The organism is Campylobacter ureolyticus (genome assembly GCF_027277485.1).
Lineage (GTDB): Bacteria > Campylobacterota > Campylobacteria > Campylobacterales > Campylobacteraceae > Campylobacter_B > Campylobacter_B ureolyticus_B.
Map to the genome: position 1 here is coordinate 1 of NZ_JAPXGQ010000004.1, position 21,944 is coordinate 21,944.

The window sequence follows — 21,944 nt, forward strand, 5'->3', positions numbered from 1 at the left end:
AAGAACTGTTTAAACAACTCGTTTAAGAGGTCTTTCGTAAAACGGAAATGAAATTATACAAACATAAAGCTTAAAGTTTCATTAAAGTGGGAGAAAATGTTGGAAGAAATTTGGGGGAGATGAAAAAGATGAAAAATACACTTGTATTTTTTTAACCATATATAATAAAGAAAATTTCTTATATATTTTAATCCATGTAATCTATTGTTTAAAAGTCGTAATATCCACGCGATAGAATTATATTTTTTAATTATTTTATTGAGATATCAAAATTTTTATTTTTTATTTATCAACAATATGATAACATGATAAGACTTTTATTTAGGAGGAAAGATATGAAAAGTATAAAAGGAACAAAAACTGCTGTAAATTTAATGAAATCATTTATCGGCGAGACACAAGCTGCAATAAGATATGAGTATTATGGTGCTCAAGCAAAAAAAGATGGCTATGTTCAAATTCAAAATATATTTTTAGAAACAGCAAGAAATGAAAAAGCTCACGCAAAAAGGCTTTATAAATTTCTAATGCAAGATTTTCAAGGTAAAAAAATAGAAATTTCAAATGATTTTCCTGTTGCATTAGCAGATACTTTATCAAATTTAAAAGCTGCTGCTGAAGGTGAACATGAAGAGCACTCACACATGTATCCAGAATTTGCAAAAATAGCAAAAGAAGAAGGCTTTGATGAAATTGCAAGTGTATTTGAACATATTGCAATAGCTGAAAAAGCTCACGATACAAGATATAAAAAACTTATTTCTAATATTGAAAGCGGTAAGGTATTTAAAAAAGATGGAGTTTGCATTTGGAAATGTAACAACTGTGGATATTTACACGAAGGAAAGGAAGCTCCTGAAGTTTGTCCAGCCTGTGATCATCCACAAGCACATTTTGAAGTTTTTGAAGAAACATATTAAAAAATAGGCTCAAATTTAAAATTTGAGCTTTATAATTTTAAGCAAACATAGCTTTTTTTACATTCTTTACTTTTATCCATGCAATTAAATAAACAAAAAAACTTAAAAGGCCAACAAAATAAGATGCAAAGCTTATTAGATTTAAAATTGGTAAAATATTTATGAAAAAATTTCCAAACATAATCAAAAAAACCATAAATATTCCAAATAAATATGGGAGTGAGTTTAAAAAAACAGAAACGACAATTAATACAGCATAAAGTTTAAAAAGCTCAACATTTGTAAGTCTAGCAAGCTCGAAAAATATCCTAAGCTGTAATTTAATACAATATATAATTAATAATATTAAAATAATAAAAAGAGCTAAATTTCCAATAATTAATATTTCCTTGGATTGTAAATCTACTAAAAATGCATTTGATAATCCAAAAATAAACATAAATAAAAACATCAAAATCAATGGATAAAATATCGCTTTAAGATAATTTATATGAATTGCAGAGCCACTTAAATTTGAAATTATTTTAAGTGCTATGTATGTTCCAATAGGCATTATTAATAAAGAGCCAAGCACTAAAATAGCTATATTTAAAGGCATGTTTTTATAAGAAGTGTCTAATAATCCATAATTTAGATAAAAAATTATAGTGACTACTAAAACAGGAATTAAAAGCGAAAAAATAGCAATAGTTTTAGCCGTAAAAATCTCTTTTTGGTTTTTACTTGGTTTTTTAATCATATCGTCTTTAATAGTAAAATCTTTTTCTTTTTTGTCGTTTTTATGATCTTTAATTTTTCCAAAAAGTGATTTTGTTGAAGAAGGTTTTTTATCAAAATTATCATAATTTGGAAATTTAGTATCTTTATTTTTATCATTGCCGACATTAAATGTAAAAACAAATTTGCTATCATCTTTACTATCGTTCTTGCTTGTTTTTACTTTTTCAATTTTATTTTCTAAATTCTTATCTATTTTGCTATTTTTTACAATTAATCCATCAGAATTATCATCTAAATGGCTTTCATACTCTTCAAAAATAGTTTCTTTTTTATCATCTTTTTTTCTAAATTTAAATAGATTTAAAAATTTTTTAAAGTCTATCTTTGGAAAATCACGATTTTTAAGTTTTTCAATATCTACATTCTTGATTTTTTCTAAAACGCTTTCTTTTGGCTCCTCCTTTGGAGGTTTTTTACTAATAAAAGTAATGTTTATAGCGATATTATCACTTTCTTCAAAACTAACTATATCTCCGATAGCAACATTTTGCGTAAGGCTTTTGTTATATCTATAATAAAGCCCATCATCACCTATAATAAATTGATCACTTATAACTTGACCTTGCAAAATATCTCCTTAACTAAGATGTTTTTTTGGATAATCATAAAGCAATACTTTGCCTATTTTTTCTTCAATATCACAAAATTTTTTAATATCGAAACCAATACCAAAAATTCCACATGTTGGAATATTTCCAATAGCAGAATCACTTAAAATTTCACAAATATTTGTAATTGCGTAATTATGCCCTACTATAAAAACTGTCTCAAATTTATCATCTAAATTTTTTATAAATTTCAAAAGATTTTTTCCCTCAAAATCATAAAGCTCATCAAAACTCTTAAACTCACCTTTAAAATTTATTTTTTCGGCTATAATATTTGCTGTACTTAATGCCCTAACTGCACTACTTGTATAAAAAGCTTGTGGAATTATACTAAGTTCATTTAAAAACTTTCCCAAAGATGAGGCATTTTCCCTGCCTCTTTTATTTAATTTTCTTAAAAAATCACTACTTGCTTCTTTTTTTGCTTTTGCGTGCCTTATAAAATAAACGAATTTCATTTTTTTTCTTTCTTAAAAATTATGCTAAATTTTATAACCTACATTGCAAGTTCAAGCATAGTTTTTGCCAAAACATTAGCCCCTAAGATGGCATCTTTAAAATCTATATTTTCATTGATGTTGTGACTAACACCTTCATTACAAGGAATAAATATCATCCCAACCTCATCAGCAATTCCGACCATATTCATAGCATCATGTCCTGCCCCACTTGGAAGTTTCATAGTTTTGATATCAAGTTCATTAGCATTTTTTTCAAGCATGTTTATAAGATTTTTGCTAAGCACAACAGGTGTATCTTTTACTAAATTTGTAAGCTCATAATCAAAATCATCATTTTTGCAAATTTGATCTATCATCTTAGTAATTTCACCATCTATTTTGTAAAGCATCTCTTTGTCTATATCCCTTATATCGATTCCTAAAACACACTCTCCAGGAATTACATTTAAAACACCTGGTTTTGCATTTGCATATCCAACAGTTGCAACTGTTGTTTTTCCCTTTAATGCAATTTTATTAACCTCACAAATTATTTTTGAAGCACATAAAAGTGCATCACTTCGCATATTCATAGGAGTTGCACCACTATGATCAGCTCTTCCATAAATTTTAAGTTCATAGCGAATTGGAGCGGCTATTCCTGTAACAATTCCTACTGAAATATTATGATTTTCTAAAACTGGACCTTGCTCAATGTGAAGCTCTAAATAACTTTTGTATGTTGATTGCTCTAAAACAGCATTATAATATTTATTTGGACTAAGTCCGAAATTTCGCATCGCATCAAAAAGCGAAATACCATTTTTATCTTTTAAAAAATTAAGTTGATCGAGATTTAATTTTCCAGCTATTAGTTTACTTCCAACAGTTGCCATTTTAAACCTGCTTGATTCTTCGCAGGCAAAAATTATTAGCTCAAGTGGTCTTTTTAGTTTTTTACCACTATCTTTTATGCTTTTTATAGCTTCAAGTCCAGCCATAACACCAAGTGTTCCATCATAAAATCCACCATTTGGAACGCTATCAATATGTGAACCAGCACTTACAGCCGGCAAATTTGGCTCTATTACATCATCATATCTTATAAAAATATTTCCAACTTCATCGGTTTTATATTTAAGTCCTGCCTCTAAGGCTAAGCTTTCTAAATATTTTCTAGCTTCTTTTTCTTCATCGCTAAATGCAAGACGAGTTAAGCCACCACTTAAAACTCCATTGTCTAAATACCTATCTTCTTTAATAGCTCCAAATTTTGAAATTTCTACAAATTCTGCTTTAAATCTTTTTTCATTTATCATTTTTTATCCTTTCAAATTTATCTTTTTAATGAAATTTTAGCATATAAATATCCAATACCAAAACCAAAAAGATGCGCATACCAACCAACTCTTATACCAACAAGCATTGGAACAAAGCTTATAACTAAAATTGCCATTATTAAACCATTTCTCATATTTTTATCTAATTTAGCCAAAACTCCAAGTAAAACAGATATCGCCCCACTAGCTCCTACTAAATTTACAACAACACCATGTCTTGCCATGTAATATGTGTAAGCAAGACTTAAAATAGATGTTATAACTCCACCAATAATATAAATAAATCCAAATTTTAAACTTCCAAAATATCTTTCTAAAATATAGCCAAATTGATAAAGCACTGCCATATTCATAGCAACATGTAAAAATGAAGCGTGTAAAAACATAGTAGTAAATACTTGCCAATAAAATCCACTAAAAAATAGATAATTAAGTCCAAAATAGCTCATTACTAAATTTGTACTTAGGACATACTGGCTTAAAATAAATATTATTAAATTTAATACAATTAGTGTGTTGGTAACTTTCAAATTTTTATCCTTTTGCTACGATTATTTTTCAAAATATATTTTTTCATGGTCTACTTTTCCATATCCTGCAAAACGGTTTGACGCAAGGCAAGAAATTTTGTTTTTAGAGCATCTTACAATATAACTATTTTCTATTTTATCATTTACTTTATGGCTATTTTTTTGATACAAATTGATATAATCAATTCGATTTACTCCACGGACATTGTGTAAAAAACTTACTCTTCCATCACTAAAAACATCTTTTACAACGCCAATATGCGTGATTTGTTTTATTTTGGAATATTTAGTGTTTTTTGTAGTATTATAAAAAAATATTAAATCACCTATTTTTGGAGATTTAAAAATTATATTATTATTTGATTTATAAAAATTATAAATTCCAGCAGATCTTCTGCCGCTTTTTGGAGTAAACTTATAAATTTCTTCTTCTAAAAAATAGATATTATCATTTTTTTCATTTATGAGATAAATAAGCCCTGAACAATCTCTGCCTTTTTTCTTTTCTTCAAGAGATTCTAAAGTCTTTATAAAGTTTTCATTGACATAAAACCCGCTTTCAAAGTCTAAATCCTGGGCTATAGGAACATCTATCATGGATTGTTTTTTAACACATCCTGTTAAAAAAAATAGCGATAAAAAAACTAATAATAACTTTTTTTTCATAAAAATTTCCATTACTTAAATTTCAAATAAAAATTAAAAATCAAAAACTTAGGTAATTTTATCAAATTTTTGTAAATTTTACGATATTTAGCACTATTACATTTTTGTAAGTAAAAATTTTGTATAATTTTAACTATTTTTTAAAAAGGTGATTTTAAATGGAGTATTTAGAAATAGTAGGTGGAAAAAAACTTAGTGGTGAAGTTGTAATTTCTGGAGCAAAAAATGCGGCTCTGCCGTTAATCGCTCTTAGTATTTTGGCAAAAAATGATTTAGTTATTTCAAATTTGCCAAATGTAGTTGATATAAAAACACTTATAAAACTTTTAGAAAACTTAGGCGCAAAAACTGAGTTTTTAGACAACCACAGTATTAAAATAAACACAAACTCCATTAACTCGACAAAAGCCACATACGATATAGTTAGAAAAATGAGAGCTTCAATTTTGGTTTTAGGACCACTTTTAGCAAGATTTGGAAAATGTGAAGTTTCACTTCCAGGAGGATGTGCAATTGGTGCAAGACCAATTGATTTACATCTTTTAGCATTAGAAAAAATGGGTGCAAAAATAGAAATAAAAGATGGATATGTAGTTGCAACTGCCCCAAAAGATGGCTTAAAAGGTGCAACTATTACTTTTGACAAAATTACAGTTACTGGAACTGAAAATATAATAATGGCAGCAGCTCTTGCAAATGGAACTACAAAATTAATAAATGCAGCAAAAGAACCTGAAGTTGTCGCTTTGTGTCAGGCTTTAAAAAATAGTGGAGTTGAAATTTCAGGCATTGGAAGTGATGAACTAACTATAAAAGGTACAAAAAAAGATCTTTTAAATATTAAAAATATTGAAGTTATTCCTGATAGAATAGAAGCTGGAACATACCTTTGTGCAGCTGCTATAACAAATTCTAAAATAACTATTTCAAAGTGTGAACCAAATCATCTTGGCGCTATTTTAAGTAAATTTGAAGATATGGGTTTTAAATTTGAAATTAAAAAAGATAAAATTACAATTTTACCGGCTGAAAAAATAAACTCCACTGAAATAATAACAACTGAATATCCTGGTTTTCCAACAGATATGCAAGCTCAATTTATGGCCGTTTGCTGTGTTGCAAATGGAACTAGTATAATAGATGAGAGACTTTTTGAAAACCGCTTTATGCATGTTGCAGAGCTTCTTAGAATGGGAGCTGATATAAAACTAAGCACCCACACAGCCACAATTAATGGTAAAAGCTTAAGTGCAGCAGATGTTATGGCAACTGACTTAAGAGCAAGTTCAGCACTCGTTATAGCAGGACTTGTAGCAAAAGGCACAACAAAAGTTCATAGAATTTATCATCTTGATAGAGGCTATGAGGGTTTAGAAAAAAAACTATCAAGTCTTGGTGCAAAAATAACACGAAAAAAAGAGGATTAAATTATGATAAATGAAACTTTAAATTTAATCTATAATGAGATAAAAAGCCTAAACTTAAAAAAAATTGTACATTTAAATGAAGCTTTAAATGAAATTTGCACAAAAGATATAGTCGCTATCAAAGATCTTCCTTGTTTTGATAACTCTGCACTTGATGGATATGCATTTAATCACAAAAATGTAGGAAAAACTCTAAAAATAAAAGGCGTAATTTACGCAGGAGACAAAAAAGAATTTCACTTAAAAGATGATGAGTGTTATAAGATAATGACAGGCGCGATTATGCCCAAAGGAGCTGATACTGTTCTAAGAATAGAAGATGCAAATGTTAAAAATGATGTTTTATTTCTTTCAAATGAGATTAAAAAATTTGATGGATATAGACTAAAAGGTGAGGAAGTTACAAAAGGTAAAATATTAATTAAAAAAGGAGAGATTCTAACTCCTAGAAAAATTATGCTATTAGCAAGTCAGGGAATAAGTGAAGTTGAAGTTTACAAAAAACCAAAAATTGCCCTATTTTCAAGTGGAGATGAACTAAAAGAGCCATGGCAAAAAGCAAATGAATACGAAATATATAACGCAAATGCAAGCGGGATAGAAGCTCTTTTAAAAAACAATGGCTTTAAAAGTAAGTATCTAGGAATAATAAAAGATGAACCCTTGACTATAAAAGAAAGTTTTGAAAAGTGCTTTAAAGAATTTGATTTTATTATAACAAGTGGCGGTGCAAGTGCTGGAGATAAAGACTATATGGATGGAATTTTAAAAGATTTTGGTTTTAAAGAAATTTTTGACCATGTAAACATAAAACCTGGTCGTCCTACAAAATGTTTTATAAAAGATGAAAAAATAGTTTTTGTTTTGGCTGGAAATCCAACAGCCGCATATTTACTAGCATTTTTATTAGTAATTCCAACACTTAAGAAATTAATTAATCAAAATAATGATTTTTTTGAAATTTCAAAGGCAAAATTTAGTGGAAATTTAAAACTTAAAAGTGGAAGAATAAATTCAATTTTAGGAATTTATGATAATTTTTGTTTTAAAGTCATTGATGATAATAAATTTGGCTCAGGAACAATTTCTCCACTTGCAAAAGCAACTCATCTTTACCTCTCAGATTTGGATAAAAAAGAGTTAAAAGATGGTGAAATTATAGAAATTTTAAAGTTGGATTAAGGATTGGTATGATAAGATTAAAATCTTTTTATTCTTTATGCGGGAATAGCTCAGGGGTAGAGCATAACCTTGCCAAGGTTGGGGTCGCGAGTTCGAATCTCGTTTCCCGCTCCATTTTTAGATTCTCAGACCTAACAAATTTTACAGGCAAGAATCTATGAGAATTTTACTTTGTATATCAGGTGCAAGCCTTATAAATTTAGGTTTAAAACTCATACCACATATAAAAAAAGAAAATGAACTTTTTGTAGTTTTAAGTAAAAATGCAAAAATAGTTTTAGAAAAAGAAAATAATCAAATTTTTAATGAAAGTAACTATAAAGATGTTAAATTTTTTGATGATGACAATATATTTGAGGGTCCAGCATCTGGCTCATTTAAAATAGATAAAACCATAATTGCACCCTGCTCTATAAATACTTTGGCAAAAATTCACTCAGGAATTTGTGATACTTTAATAACAAGAGCCGCAGCAGTTGCACTAAAAGAGAGAAAAAAATTAATTTTATGTGTCAGAGAAATGCCGTTTTCTACAATATCTCTAAAACAGATGTATGAGCTCTCTAGTCAAGGAGTCAGTATATCTCCACCAGTTTTAGGAAGTTATGCTGGATTTAAAAATATTTTAGAAATAGAAAATTTTATACTTGGGAAGTGGCTTGATTTATTAGATATAAAAAACGAAATTTATAAAAGGTGGGAAATTTGAGAAGAGCTTGCATATATCCTGGAACCTTTGATCCCATTACAAACGGACATATTGATGTTATAAAAAGGGCTTTAAGATTTTTTGATAAAGTTGTTGTTGCAGTTGCTTTAAATGATGCAAAAAAGCCTAGTTTTAATATAGAAAAAAGACTTAAAATGGTAAAAGCTGCAACTATAAATTTAGGAAATGTTGAAGTAGTAAGTTTTGAAAATTTATTAGTAGATTTTGCAAAAGAACAAAAAATTTCTACAGTTATAAGGGGATTAAGAGCTGTTAGTGACTTTGAATATGAACTTCAAATGGGATATGCAAACTCATCCTTATGGAATGAATTTGAAACCGTGTATCTTATGCCAACATTACAAAACGCTTTTATAAGTAGTTCTGTTGTAAGATCTATTTTTCATCATAAAGGTGATATTTCACATTTAGTTCCAAAGGAAATTTTAGATATTTTAAAGGATGAAAATGCTAGTGATATTTGAAGGAATTGATTGCGTCGGCAAAACGACACAAATTAATCTTTTAAAAGAAATTTACAAAGATGCTATTATAACAAAAGAGCCTGGTGGAACCGAATTTGGAAAAAAGATAAGAAATTTATTATTAAACGGTGATGAAATTTCAAAAAAAGCTGAGTTATTTTTGTTTTTAGCCGATAGAAATGAACATTATGAAAAAGTTATAAAACCAAATTTAAATAATTTGATATTAAGCGATAGAAGTTTTATATCTGGTATTAGCTATGCTTTGACAAATGACAAAAATTTAAATATAGATGAACTAATCAATCTTAATAAATTTGCACTAAATGGTCATTTTGGCGATAAATTTATCTTTTTAAAAGCTGATGAAAATACACTTAAAAACAGACTTTTCAATAAAAAATTAGACAATATAGAAAAAAGAGGTATAAAATATCTTTTAACAGTTCAAGAAAATATGGAGATGATTTTAAATTATCTCAAATTTGAAGTTTTAAAAATAAATGCAAGTGATGAAATTTTAAATATTCACGCAAAAATCAAGGAGTTTATAAAATGATAAAAGCACTTAGAGGGATGAAAGATATCATAGATAATGGTAATTTATATAGACATATTATTAAAATTTGTGAAAAAACAGCAGAAAATTTTGGGTATAACTTTGTAGAAATTCCAAAACTTGAAGAAACTTCACTTTTTATAAGAAGCGTTGGTGAAAGCAGTGATATAGTAAATAAAGAGATGTATGAGTTTAAAGACAAAAACGATAATAGTATTTGTCTTAGACCAGAAGGAACTGCAGGCGTTGTAAGAGCCTTTATAGAACATAAATACGATAAAGCTGGTGGAGTTAGAAAATACTTTTATCATGGCTCTATGTTTAGGTACGAAAGACCACAAAAAGGTCGTTTTAGAGAATTTCATCAATTTGGAATAGAGTGTTTTGGGGAGAATTCAGTTTATGAAGATGCAAGTGTTATAATAATTGGTTCTTTAATTTTAAAAAATCTTGGCATAAAAACAACTTTAAAAATAAACTCCTTAGGTGATAAAAACTGTATGCCTATTTATAAAGAAAAACTAGTTAAGTTTTTAAACTCACAAACTCTTTGTGATGATTGCCAAAGAAGAATTAAAACAAACCCAATAAGAGTTTTAGACTGCAAAAATGAGGCTTGCCAAAAAGCTCTTCAAAACGCACCTTTAATAACAGAAAATTTAAACGACGAGTGTAAAAGTGATTTTGACAAACTTAAAGAAATACTAACTAAAAACAACATTGAATTTGAAGTTGATCCAAAGCTAGTTCGAGGGCTTGATTATTACACTAAAACAGCTTTTGAATTTGTAAGCGATGAACTTGGCTCACAAAGTGCAGTTTTAGGTGGTGGAAGATATGATAATTTAGTTGAGTATTTAGGTGGAAAACCTACTTTTGGTGTTGGATTTGCTCTTGGAATTGAAAGGGTAATGGAAATTTTATCTATAAGAAATAAAGAAGAAAAAAGAGATGGAATTTATCTTTGTGCACTAAATGATAAATTTATAAATGAAATTTACTCTTTGGGACTAAATTTAAGAAAAAAATATAAAGTCGAAGTAAGTTATGAAGCTAAAAATCCTGCAAAACATCTAAAATCAGCTGATAACTTAAATAAATTAATATTTCTTTGCATTGGCGACAATGAATTTAAAAATAACGAAATTTGGTATAAAAACCTAGAAAATGGTGATGATCAAAAAATAAAACTTTCAAATTTAGAAGGAAAATTAAATGAACAGTAATCTTTATGGATTAAATATTTGGGGAAATTCAAATTTTATTGTTGAAGATGGAGAGATTTGTTTAAATACTGATTTTAAGCCATCACTAATAGATATTGTAAAAGAAATTAGAAATGATGGTATAAAAGGCCCTATTTTACTTCGTTTTCCACACCTTATCAAAAAGCAAATTGTTGATATTTATTCAAACTTTGAAAGAGCTAGAAAAGATAATGATTACAATGGAACTTTTAATGCTGTTTTTCCACTTAAAGTAAATCAATATCCTGGCTTTGTAAAGCACTTAGTTGAGATTGGAAAGCCTTTTAATTATGGGCTTGAAGCAGGAAGTAAGGCTGAGCTTTTACTAGCTATGGCTTATAATAATTTTAAAGCTCCAATTACAGTAAATGGTTTTAAAGATAAAGAACTTATAAATATTGGCTTTATCGCAGCTGAAATGGGTCATGATATAACCTTAACAATTGAGGGGTTAAGTGAGCTTGAGGCTATTATAGAAACAGCAAAAGAGCGTTTTACACCAAAGCCAAATATTGGTCTTAGGATAAGACTTCATAGTTCAGGTAGCGGAATATGGGAAAAAAGTGGTGGCATAAACTCAAAATTTGGTCTAACTGCAACAGAGCTTATTGAGGCTATAAATTTATTAAAAGATGCCGGACTTATAGAAAAATTTACAATGATTCATTTTCATATAGGATCGCAAATAAATGAGATTAACCCACTCAAAAAAGCCCTAACAGAAGCTGGAAATATCTACGCAGAACTTAGGAAAATGGGAGCCAAAAATCTAAGAGCTATAAATATAGGTGGAGGCTTATCAGTTGAATATTCACAAACCAAAGAAACAGCAGAAAAAAACTACACTTTAAGAGAGTATGCAAATGATGTCGTGTTCTTGTTTAAAACAATTGCTGAATCTAAAAATGTTGCTCAACCTGATATTTTTATAGAATCTGGTCGTTATGTAGCTGCTTCTCATGCTGTTTTAGTAGCATCTGTATTGGAACTTTTTTCACAAGAATATACAGAAGAAAAATTATCTTTAAAGGGTGAAAATCCGCCTCTAATAACAGAACTTGCCTACTTGTATGAAAACATAAAAAGCTCAAACGCACTTGAATATTTAAACGATGCAATTGCTCATATGGAAAGCATTTTAACACTATTTGATCTAGGATATGTTGATTTAATAGATAGATCAAATGGAGAAATTTTAGTTCATTTAATTATAAAAAAATCAGTGGAAATTTTAGGAAATAAATTAAATTATTCAAATTTATTAAAAATTCAAGACGAAGTTCAAGAAAGATATTTAGTAAATTTCTCATTATTTCAGTCTTTGCCTGATTTTTGGGGCTTGAAACAGCATTTTCCTATTATGCCACTTACTAAACTTGATGAGCGTGCAACAAGATCGGCTTCAATTTGGGATATAACTTGTGATAGCGATGGAGAAATAAGCTTTAATTCAGTTAATAATCCTTTATTTTTACACGATGTAGATGTCGAAAAAGAGAATTATTTTTTAGGATTTTTTATGGTTGGGGCATACCAAGAAGTTCTTGGAATGGATCACAATCTTTTTGTCCATCCAACAGAAGCAACCATTATGCTAAAAGAAGATGGCAGTTTTGAAGTAAAAGATATTTTAGAATCCCAATCAGTTCTTGATATATTAGAAGATATGGATTATGATGTAAGTGAAATTCAAGAAATTTTAAATCAAAGAATAGAAAGTTCAAATTTAGTTGATGAAAAACAAAAAAAGCATATTTTAGGAGAACTTTATCTATTTTTAAATGACAATGGATATTTAAAATCTTTTGGCTAAGAGGCTAGTAATGGAATTTTTTAATATTATTAAAGAAGATTTTAATGAGCCTAAAAGGCAAGATCCAGCTTATAATAGCTTTGTGGATCTTTTTTTTAACTATCCTGGAGTTTGGGCTATTGTAAATCACCGCTTTGCTCATTTTTTATATAAAAAAAATTTCAAAAGGATAGCTAGAGCAATATCTGGAATTTCAAAATTTTTAACCGGAGTTGATATCCACCCTGGTGCAACGATAGGAAGAAGAGTTTTTATAGATCATGCAACAGGAACTGTTATAGGAGAAACTGCAATAATTGGAAATGAAGTTTTACTGTATCAAGGAGTTACTTTAGGTGGAGTTAGTTTAGAAAAAGAAAAACGCCACCCAACACTTGAAAATGGAGTGGTTGTAGGAGCTGGAGCAAAAGTACTTGGAAATATTACAATTGGTAAAAATTCAAAAATCGGTGCAAACTCAGTTGTGGTAAAAGATGTTCCTGCTAACTCAACAGCAGTAGGAATTCCTGCTAAAATAATAGGTTCAAAAAAGGAAAAACCACTTTCTCATAACCAAATTCCTGATATAAATAAAGAGTTATTTTTATATTTAATAGAAAGAATTTGCATTTTAGAAGATGCATTGTGTAAAGATGACATAAATGAGCTTAAAAAAGATAAAAAACTTGAAGAGTTTTATAAGGCTTATTTGAATTCTTTAAAATAAAAGATATAATTAACCAAATTTCATAAAAAGGAACGAAAATGAAACTTTCCAAAAGAGTAAGCGTTTTAGAAGAGTCCATAACAATTGCAATTAGCTCACTAGCTAAAGAGATGAAAGCAAGAGGCGAAGATGTTATAAGCCTAAGTGCAGGAGAGCCAGACTTTGACACACCAAAAGTTATAAAAGATGCCGTTATAAAAGCTATGGAAAAAGGTTGTTCTAAATATACCGCAATCCCAGGAACTCCAGAAGTCTTAAAAGCAATTCAAACAAAATTAAAAAAAGATAATAACTTAGACTATAAAACTTCTGAAATTCTTACAAATGTTGGAGCAAAACATTCACTTTTTAACATTATTCAATGCCTAATCGATGATGGTGATGAAGTTATAATTCCATCTCCATATTGGGTAAGCTATCCACAAATGGTAAAATATGCTGGTGGGACTCCAGTATTTTTAAAAACTTGTGAAAAAACAAATTTTAAGATTTCAGCTAAGCAACTAAAAGATGCCATAACACCAAAAACAAAACTTTTAATTTTAAACTCTCCAAGCAACCCAACTGGAGCAATTTATTCAAAAGATGAGTTAATTTCATTAGCTGATGTGCTTAAAGACACAGATATAATGGTAGCTAGTGATGAAATTTATGAAAAAGTAAATTACAAACATGAATTTTATGCAGTAGCAAGCATTAATGATGATATGTTTAAAAGAACAATTACAGTAAATGGACTTAGCAAATGTGGAGCAATGCCAGGCTGGAGATTTGGATACATGGCAACACCAAATACACAACTAATAAAAGCTTGTAAAGCACTTCAAAGCCAAAGTGTTTCGAATATAAGCTCAATAGTTCAAGCAGGAGCTATTCCATCACTTTTAGGACAAAGTGATAAAGATATTGAGTTTATGAGAAAAGAGTATCAAAAAAGAAGAGATTACGCAGTTAAGTTTATAAATGAGAACATAAAAGGTTTAAAAACACTAAACCCAGATGGAGCTTTTTATCTTTTTGTAAATTGTAAAGAAGTTGAGCAAGATTCAATGAAACTTTGCAAAGATATCCTTGAAAAAGCAAAAGTTGCAGTTGTTCCAGGTGTTGGCTTTGGAATGGATGGATATTTTAGACTCTCTTTTGCAACTAGTTTAGATGAGATAAAAACAGCACTTGATAGAATAAAAAAATTAGTTGAAAACTACTGATATAAGCCCATTTTGGGCTTATGAAACATTATAAATTTTTATAACTTTATGAAAAAATTTATCGTTGCCCTACTTCTCATCGTATTTTTTTTATCTTTTTTATTTTTTATCTTAAATTTGGCATTTCCACTTGATAAAACAGAGCTCTTTTTAAAAGAGTCTTACATTTTATATGATAAAAATGGCAAAATAGTCTCACAAAGGGTAAATGATGATGGTCTTTGGTTTTATAAAACAGATGAAATTCCACCTATTTTAAAAAAAAGTATCATAAGCTTTGAAGATAGATACTTCTACTATCATTTTGGTGTAAATCCATTTTCTATCATAAGAGCATTTTCTCACAACCTAACAAGCCCAAACAAAATCGGCGCTTCAACCATAACAATGCAAATTGCAAGGATGATAGAGCCAAAAAAAAGAAGCTATAAAAATAAATTGATAGAAATTTTTAGAGCCCTGCAGATCGAGCTAAACTACACAAAAGATGAAATTTTAACACTCTATTTTAATCTAGCCCCATACGGTGGAAACATCACAGGAATAAAAGCGGCAAGTTATTTTTATTTTAATAAAAACTTAGATGAGCTAAGTCTCTCTCAAATAGCACTTTTAACAACAATTCCTAAAAACCCAAACCAAAATCGCCTAGATAAAAATAAAAACTTAACAACCCTTAAAAATAGGGTTTTAAAAAATCTTTTAAAAGATAAAATTATAGATGAAAATTCCTACAAAAGAGCTTTAAAAGAGAGTTTTTCACCAAAAAGATTTAGCGCAAAAAATAGCGCCTTTCACTATTGCAATTTAGCTTTTAAAAACAACTTAAAAAACTCAAATTTAGATCTTAGTTTGCAAAACTATATAGAACAAAGTGCTAAAAATCTAATTTTAAATTTACAAAATCACAATATAAACAACGCTTCTATTGTTGTTATTGACAATATTTTGATGGAGGTAGTTGCTTATGTAGGAAGTCATGACCTAAAGACTCAAAACGGCTTTAATGACGGCGTTTTAGCCAAAAGAAATGTCGGCTCAACACTTAAACCATTTATTTATGCTCTCTCTTTTGATAGCGGATTAATCACCCCAAAACAGCGTTTAATCGATAGTGAAATTTATATAAATGAGTACAGGCCTACAAATTTTTATGAAGACTACTTAGGCGTTGTTTCTGCTGATTTGGCACTTAATTTTTCTATCAACACAATATCTGTCTATCTAAATGACAAATTAGAAAGCAACTCGCTCTATGAACTACTTTTAAAGGCAAATTTAGTTAAAAATAACAAAAACTTTTATGGCTCATCAATCGCACTTGGAGGGCTATCTTTAAGTCTTTTAGACCTAGCTCATCTCTACACCTCTTTTGCAAATGGCGGTGAGCTAAAACCACTTAAGTTTGCTGGTTTTGTGATAGATAAAAATGAAAAGCTTTTTTCAAAACAAAGCGCTTATTTAGTAAGTGAGATTTTAAGCAATTCACCAAGAAGCTATTTAAACTCAGTCTGGCAAAATACTTTGGATATGCCAAAAATAGCCTTTAAAACTGGCACTAGTGCAAACGGCGTTGATCTTTTAGTAGTTGGCTATGATAAAAACTATACCATTGGAATTTGGCTTGGAAACTTTAGTGGCTTGCCAACCAAAAATATAAGTGCCGCACAAAGTTCGGCTAAACTTTTATTTGAAATTTACAGCTTTCTAAACAAAAGAGAAAAACTGGAATTTTTAAAAGAGCCAAGTGGGATAATAAAAGAAAAAAGATGTGTTGATGAGTTTAAATTTCAAGAGTGCAAAAACTATAAAGATGACTTTTTGATAGAAAATGTTGCTCTTAAAGATATCTGCCAACTCCTTACAAATGAGCAGTTAAATCACCTCTTAATTAACAAAATAATAGATGAAAAAGAGATCTTAAATAGTCCTTGCAAAGAGCTTTTTACAAACAAACCCCCGCTCATAGCCACTCCTTATAACAATGCCGTGATTATGGGAGATATAAGCAAAATTAGTGTAAAATGTATGAGCTTTTTAGGTAAAAGTGTTTTTATAAAAGTTGATGATGAGGATTATAAAAAAGTTGATAGCGCAAGTGATAATTTTGTTGAGCTTAAAAGTGGCAAGCATACCATTTATTGCCTAGATGAAAACTCAAATTTATCCACTTCAAATATAGAGATAAAAGGATTTTAGATGAAATTTGTAGCTGTTTTTTTACTGGTTTTAAATTTTATTTTTGCTAATGCCATAGATGAGATAAAAGTTTATAAAGATAGAGTTGAGTTTTATAGTAAAACGTTTGATAACTCCAAAATTGGTAAAGTTTTTAGGGATGATTTTATAACTTGCGAGCCTAAAATTGATGGTATTTTTCATCAAGAAAGTAATGAGCTTATAACCTTTTACTCAAAAACAATACTGCCAACATCGACTACTTTTAACTGCTCATACAATGACGAAAAAATTAGTTTTAAAAGCGATAAATTTCAAATAGAAAAATTTCAACAAATGGATAAAAATAGATATTTTATCTCTTTTAATGATGAAGTTACAAATTTAAAAGAAAATATAAAAGCTATAACTCTAGATGAAAAAATAGTACCTTTTAAACTGCATATTTTAAGCTCATCTGAGGCAATAATAGAAGTTTTAAGTAGCAATTCTTACACCTTAAAAATCTCTAAAAATGTAAAAAATCCTAAAAATAGTTCCTTAGAATATGACGCTATTTTAAATAGTTTTAGCCAAAGTGATGATGAACTTAAAAGCTCTAAAACTTTAGAACTTGATACCACTCTTATCAAGCCACTCTCATATCCAGATAAAATGCTTGGTTTTAGGCTCTATATGGATGATTATCTATGGTTAAATAGCGTTTTGGTAAGTTGCGATGATACGCAAAATTTCAAAGTCATAAATAGTGGATATGAAAACTCCAAAAGTTATTTTGATATCGTAAGTAGCGATTTAAAGGATAATAGCGAGTATGAGATAACTCTTAAAAAAGGTTTTGGCGAGAAGAATTATAAAGTTCTAAAAAAAGATCTAAATTTTAGACTAAAAACAGCTGATTTTGCCCCTGAAATTTGGTTTTTAGATGATAAACCCTATATCTCAAGCAAAGGAAAAATCGCCCTAAAAAGTATAAACTTAAAAGAGATAAAGACTGTTTTATCAAAAGTTGAAGATGAAAATCTAAGATATTTTTTAAATTTCGATGATGGCACAAATACCTTTAGCGATGAAAAAAGTCAAAATTTACATCTTGATTTTGAGCCAAACAAAGAGATAAAAACTCTTTTGGAGTTTGATTTTGACAAAGATGGAATTTATAATCTTGAGATTTTCTATAAAGACAAAGATGAGAGATTAAAAAGTATAAATAAATTTATCTACTATAGTGATTTAGCACTTCATACAAAGGTTTTTAAAGATGAAATTTTTGTTGTTGTAAACAGGCTTTCAAACAATGAAGTGGTAAAAAACGCCCAAATCACCATTTTTTCAAATAAAAATAAAATCATTGCAAAAGGAATAACCGATGAAAAAGGTGTCTTTAAGTTTAGTCAAAAAAACATAATTGATAAAAAACCAAAGTCTATTTTGGCAAATTTAAATAATGAGAGAAATTTCCTTATATTAGATGAGTTTCAAAATACAAATACTACTCAAGAACCAGTAGAAAGCACTTCAAAGGGTGCAGATGTTTTATTTCAAAATCTAAAGTCTACTCAAAAACCAAAAGCTTATGTCTATTTAACAAGTGATATTATAAGACCTAATAGCGAAATTTCAGGCATCATCGTCCTTAAAGAAAACTTTAAATCTCTTAAAAATTTGCCGATAAAAGTTAGGGTTTATGACGCACAAAACTCTAAAATCTATGAAAAATCTTTTATATTAGATGAGTTTGGAAGCCTAGATTTTAAAATAGAAAAAGGCTTTAAAACAAGTGGAAAACAAAGGCTTGAAGTTATCTTTGAAAATAAAATCTTAGCAAGAAAAGATTTTTTTATCGAGTCTTTTATCCCACAAAATTTAAAAGTAAATGTTAAATTTAGCAAAGAATTTTATACAAAAGATGAAAAACCACTTTTGAATTTGAGTGCAAATTATCTCTTTGGTCAAAATGCCTCAAATTTAAGCGGCGATTTAAGCGTATCTTTTTTAAATAGCACCTTTAAAAATGATAAATTCAAAGATTATACTTTTGATGACAACTCTTTAAATGAAAAAGATTTATATTTTGATGAAAAAACTATATTATTAGATAAAAATGCAAGTTCTAAAATTCTCATCCTACCAACTTTTAACGCCCCGCTAAACTCAGTTATAAACATCAAAGCAAGTTTTTTACTAAATGACAGTGGCAAAAATGTAGCTGGATATTCGCAAAGTAAGCTTTATCCATTTAAAAGCATTGTTGGCATAAATTTAGAGAAAAATATCCTAGATCAAAACCAAGATCTAAAAGCTAGTTTTATAACTATCGACCCTGTAACTCTAAATGAGACAAAAAGCTCTTTAAAAGCTAGCCTATACAAAGAGGAGTGGATTTACACACTCAATGAAAAGGGCTTTTTATCATGGTTTAAAAAAGATAGCAAACTTAAAGATTTTGATATAAAAGATAATTTTTTAACTATAAAAAATCCCGGTTTTGGAAACTATAAACTTGAAGTTTTGGATCTAAACAGCTCTCATAAAAGCGTGGTAAGTTTTGAAGTAAGTGGCTTTGGAAGTGACGAGCTAGTACCTACAAAAAGACTTAGCAAAGCCTCAATAAAAACCGATAAACTCATCTATAATGATGATGAAAATATATCCGTAACTATTAGCTCAGCCCTAAAAGATCCTTTAATGTTAGTAAGCTTTGAGAGTGATAAATTAATCGATTATAAGATAGTAAAACTATCTGGCAAAGCGACAAATTTAAGCTTTAAAGTGCCGCTAAATTTCAAAGGTGGATATATAAAGGCCAAACTTTTAAGACTTAGTGATACTCCTTCAGCTTTCTTGCCATTTAAAGCATGGGATCAAATTTACATAGAAAACAACAGCTCCAAATTTAATCTCAGACCACAAATTTTAGCTCCAAATTTAGTAAAATCTGCTCAAAATTTAGAAGTTGAAGTTCGCACCAAACCAAACACCAAAATCGCCCTATTTGGGGTTGAAGAGGGAATTTTAAATCTACTTAATCAAAAAAGTCCAAAAAGCTATGAGTTTTTTAAGACAAAATTAGCAGTTTTAGGAAGTGATTTTGACATTTATGACAAGCTTACAAACTTTATAAATGATGGAAAAGTGCTTAAATTTGGAAGTGGCGAGATGTTAAAAAGTGCTGCTATGAAAAAATATCTAGATCCATTGGAAAATAAAAAAATCGATACTTTTATCTTTATGCAAACAGCAATTGCCGATGAAAATGGCACCGCTAAATTTAGCAAATTTATCCCAGCAAATCTCAACACAAAGATCCGCCTTGACGCCATTGCCATTGATGAAAATCAAATCGGTGAAGAAAGTACTTTTGTGGTTATAAAAGATGATATTTTAGTCAAAGTTCCGCTCATTGCCTATCTTTTAAATGGCGATGAAGTAAATTTAGTCTTTAAAATTTTTAACAACACAGATAAAGAGTTAAAACCAAAAATTACTCTATCACAAAGCCCAAATTTAGAACTTTATTATGATAAAAATTTAAGCATTGCACAAAATAGTTTTAAAGATATTATTGTAAAAACAAAGGCTTTAAGCCTAGGAAAAGGAGATATAAATATCACAATAGATGATAAAACTACAAATTTAAATTTTGAAATTTTAGAGCCAAGCTCATTAAATACCGAGATAAAAAGCGGCATACTTAAAGGTAAAAAAGAGTTTATGCTTGATAAATTAGATAAAGTAAAAGTTCAAATTTCATCAAATTTGCAAACACTTTTTATAGATGAGATGGATAAACTCATAAACTATCCGTATGGCTGCAGCGAACAAAAAAGCTCACAACTTCTAGCACTTATGTTTTTAAACCCAGCAAATAAAGCAGGCAAAACAGACAGAGAAAATTTCATAAATTTGGGCATAAGAGATCTTTTGGCTTTACAGAATGAAAATGGCGACTTTGGATATTGGAGGGCTAACTCAAATGTAGATGAGTTTTCTAGTATTTATGCAACTCACGCGCTTTTACTTCTAAAAGAAAATGGCTTTGAAGTGCCACAAATCTCACTTAGCAAAGCCCTAAAATCCTTAAAAGAAAAAGGCATAAACTCAAATTTAAGTAGTATTTACGCCTTGTATATTTTAAGCCAAAATTCAAAAAACAACTTAGATGAAAAGATAAATCTACTTTTAGACAATAAATTTTATAAAGATGACTTGCTTAAGCTTTTCTTAACAGCTGCTATTTTGAAAAATGCTGGACTAAACAAAGAGTTAGAAAGCATAAAAGAGCAGATAAAGGCTTTTGAGATAGATAAAATGCAAAATAAAGAGCTAAATTTCGCCTCAAAAATTAGAGATTTAAGCTTTTCGCTCTATCTAAATTTAAGATATTTGAAAGATGATGAGCTAAGTCAAAAACTTTTAAATGAGATAGTTTTATTGAAAAACAGCATTAAATCAACCCAAGATAGAGCTTTTGTTCTTTTAGCAATAAACGAGTTTGAAAAAGAACAAGTCAAAGACAAAAGCTTAAAAATAAAGGTAAAAAATGGCGATGATCTCTATATGTTTAGCCAAAATGCAAATTTAAACATAGACTTAAAAGATAGAAATTTAACTATCGAGTCAAGCAATAAAGCCTATTATTCGCTAATTAGCTATGACTACAAACCAAAGCCTATTAAAAATAGTTTAGAGATGAAGAGTTTAAACATAAAGAGGGAATTTGTAGATAGTAGTGGAAACTTAGTTGATTTAGCAAATTTAAAAATAAATGATTTGATATTTGCCAAAATTACACTTAAGTTCAATCAAAACTTTAATGACATCTTAGTCTATCAAAAAGTCCCATCTTGCCTTGAGATAGTCAATGAAAGAATTATCCAAAACATAAGAGATAAAAGACTTAAAGATGATATCTTAATGGTTCACAAAGAGATAAAAGATGGCTCTGTAACAGACTTTTTACCACCTGTTTATAGCGGTGAAAGCATAACATTTTATACTCCTTTTAAAGTTGTTTTAAGTGGAACTTGCAAACTTCCACAAGCAAACGCTGAGTCAATGTATGATGAAAAGATAAATGATTATAGCCTTGAAGCTTATGAAATCAAGGTTAAATAAATGAATTTTAAGCCAAATTTAGCTAATA

At 29.0% G+C, this 21,944-nt stretch carries 17 protein-coding genes and 1 tRNA gene; 13 read left to right on the top strand and 5 right to left on the bottom strand.

Translation table 11 applies throughout. The features are described 5' to 3' along the window. Positions 1-335: 335 nt before the first annotated feature. On the top strand, positions 336-920 hold the full coding sequence (rbr, locus tag O6B72_RS02760) for a rubrerythrin (RefSeq protein WP_101636823.1): 585 nt from the start codon (positions 336-338) through the stop codon (positions 918-920). A 37-nt stretch (positions 921-957) separates the two neighbouring features. Here the strand turns inward: rbr and O6B72_RS02765 are convergent, their stop codons facing one another. The 5 genes from O6B72_RS02765 to O6B72_RS02785 are packed head-to-tail and all read right to left on the bottom strand — an operon-like array spanning position 958 to position 5,284. Further along, positions 958-2,268, bottom strand: a complete 1,311-nt coding sequence (locus O6B72_RS02765; RefSeq protein WP_269492150.1) for a hypothetical protein — start codon at positions 2,266-2,268, stop codon at positions 958-960. Positions 2,269-2,277: 9 nt separating this feature from the next. Further along, the gene (locus O6B72_RS02770) at positions 2,278-2,766 is read right to left on the bottom strand and encodes a SixA phosphatase family protein (protein ID WP_024962019.1); all 489 of its coding nucleotides are present in this window, start codon (positions 2,764-2,766) and stop codon (positions 2,278-2,280) included. A gap of 38 nt (positions 2,767-2,804) precedes the next feature. Next, positions 2,805-4,067, bottom strand: a complete 1,263-nt coding sequence (locus O6B72_RS02775; protein ID WP_269492151.1) for a M20 family metallo-hydrolase — start codon at positions 4,065-4,067, stop codon at positions 2,805-2,807. A gap of 17 nt (positions 4,068-4,084) precedes the next feature. Then, a complete protein-coding gene (locus O6B72_RS02780) occupies positions 4,085-4,618 on the bottom strand; it encodes a rhomboid family intramembrane serine protease (RefSeq protein ID WP_016647443.1) in 534 nt (177 codons plus the stop codon). Between the two features lie 21 nt (positions 4,619-4,639). After that, a complete protein-coding gene (locus tag O6B72_RS02785; RefSeq protein WP_114675212.1) occupies positions 4,640-5,284 on the bottom strand; it encodes an NlpC/P60 family protein in 645 nt (214 codons plus the stop codon). 158 nt (positions 5,285-5,442) lie between these two features. Here O6B72_RS02785 and murA point away from each other — a divergent pair, with 158 nt between their 5' ends. From murA to O6B72_RS02845, 12 genes are all read left to right on the top strand, one after another. Then, the gene (murA, locus tag O6B72_RS02790) at positions 5,443-6,711 is read left to right on the top strand and encodes a UDP-N-acetylglucosamine 1-carboxyvinyltransferase (protein ID WP_269488162.1); all 1,269 of its coding nucleotides are present in this window, start codon (positions 5,443-5,445) and stop codon (positions 6,709-6,711) included. A gap of 3 nt (positions 6,712-6,714) precedes the next feature. Further along, complete coding sequence (locus tag O6B72_RS02795; protein WP_018713360.1) at positions 6,715-7,893, top strand: molybdopterin molybdotransferase MoeA; 1,179 nt, start codon at positions 6,715-6,717, stop codon at positions 7,891-7,893. Between the two features lie 39 nt (positions 7,894-7,932). Next, a tRNA-Gly gene (locus tag O6B72_RS02800) sits at positions 7,933-8,007 on the top strand. Positions 8,008-8,050: 43 nt separating this feature from the next. Then, the gene (locus tag O6B72_RS02805) at positions 8,051-8,602 is read left to right on the top strand and encodes a UbiX family flavin prenyltransferase (protein ID WP_018713359.1); all 552 of its coding nucleotides are present in this window, start codon (positions 8,051-8,053) and stop codon (positions 8,600-8,602) included. After that, positions 8,599-9,087, top strand: coding sequence for a pantetheine-phosphate adenylyltransferase (gene coaD, locus O6B72_RS02810; RefSeq protein WP_018713358.1), 489 nt, complete (start codon positions 8,599-8,601; stop codon positions 9,085-9,087). Before O6B72_RS02805 ends, coaD begins: the two co-directional genes overlap by 4 nt. Next, entirely contained in the window at positions 9,071-9,646 is a 576-nt protein-coding gene (gene tmk, locus O6B72_RS02815; RefSeq protein ID WP_269492152.1) for a dTMP kinase, read from the top strand. The genes coaD and tmk overlap by 17 nt, the downstream gene beginning before the upstream one ends. Next, positions 9,643-10,872, top strand: a complete 1,230-nt coding sequence (gene hisS / locus O6B72_RS02820) for a histidine--tRNA ligase (RefSeq protein WP_269492153.1) — start codon at positions 9,643-9,645, stop codon at positions 10,870-10,872. The genes tmk and hisS overlap by 4 nt, the downstream gene beginning before the upstream one ends. Next, complete coding sequence (gene speA, locus O6B72_RS02825) at positions 10,862-12,706, top strand: biosynthetic arginine decarboxylase (protein WP_269492154.1); 1,845 nt, start codon at positions 10,862-10,864, stop codon at positions 12,704-12,706. Before hisS ends, speA begins: the two co-directional genes overlap by 11 nt. Before the next feature lie 10 nt (positions 12,707-12,716). Next, positions 12,717-13,412: a serine O-acetyltransferase gene (gene cysE / locus O6B72_RS02830; protein ID WP_258298837.1), complete on the top strand. Its 696-nt coding sequence runs from the start codon at positions 12,717-12,719 to the stop codon at positions 13,410-13,412. Positions 13,413-13,450: 38 nt separating this feature from the next. After that, positions 13,451-14,620 (top strand): pyridoxal phosphate-dependent aminotransferase, encoded by a 1,170-nt coding sequence (locus O6B72_RS02835; protein ID WP_269492155.1) that lies wholly within the window; start codon positions 13,451-13,453, stop codon positions 14,618-14,620. A gap of 48 nt (positions 14,621-14,668) precedes the next feature. Then, complete coding sequence (pbpC, locus tag O6B72_RS02840; protein ID WP_269492156.1) at positions 14,669-16,819, top strand: penicillin-binding protein 1C; 2,151 nt, start codon at positions 14,669-14,671, stop codon at positions 16,817-16,819. Continuing rightward, on the top strand, positions 16,820-21,916 hold the full coding sequence (locus tag O6B72_RS02845) for an alpha-2-macroglobulin family protein (protein ID WP_269492157.1): 5,097 nt from the start codon (positions 16,820-16,822) through the stop codon (positions 21,914-21,916). Positions 21,917-21,944 lie beyond the last annotated feature (28 nt).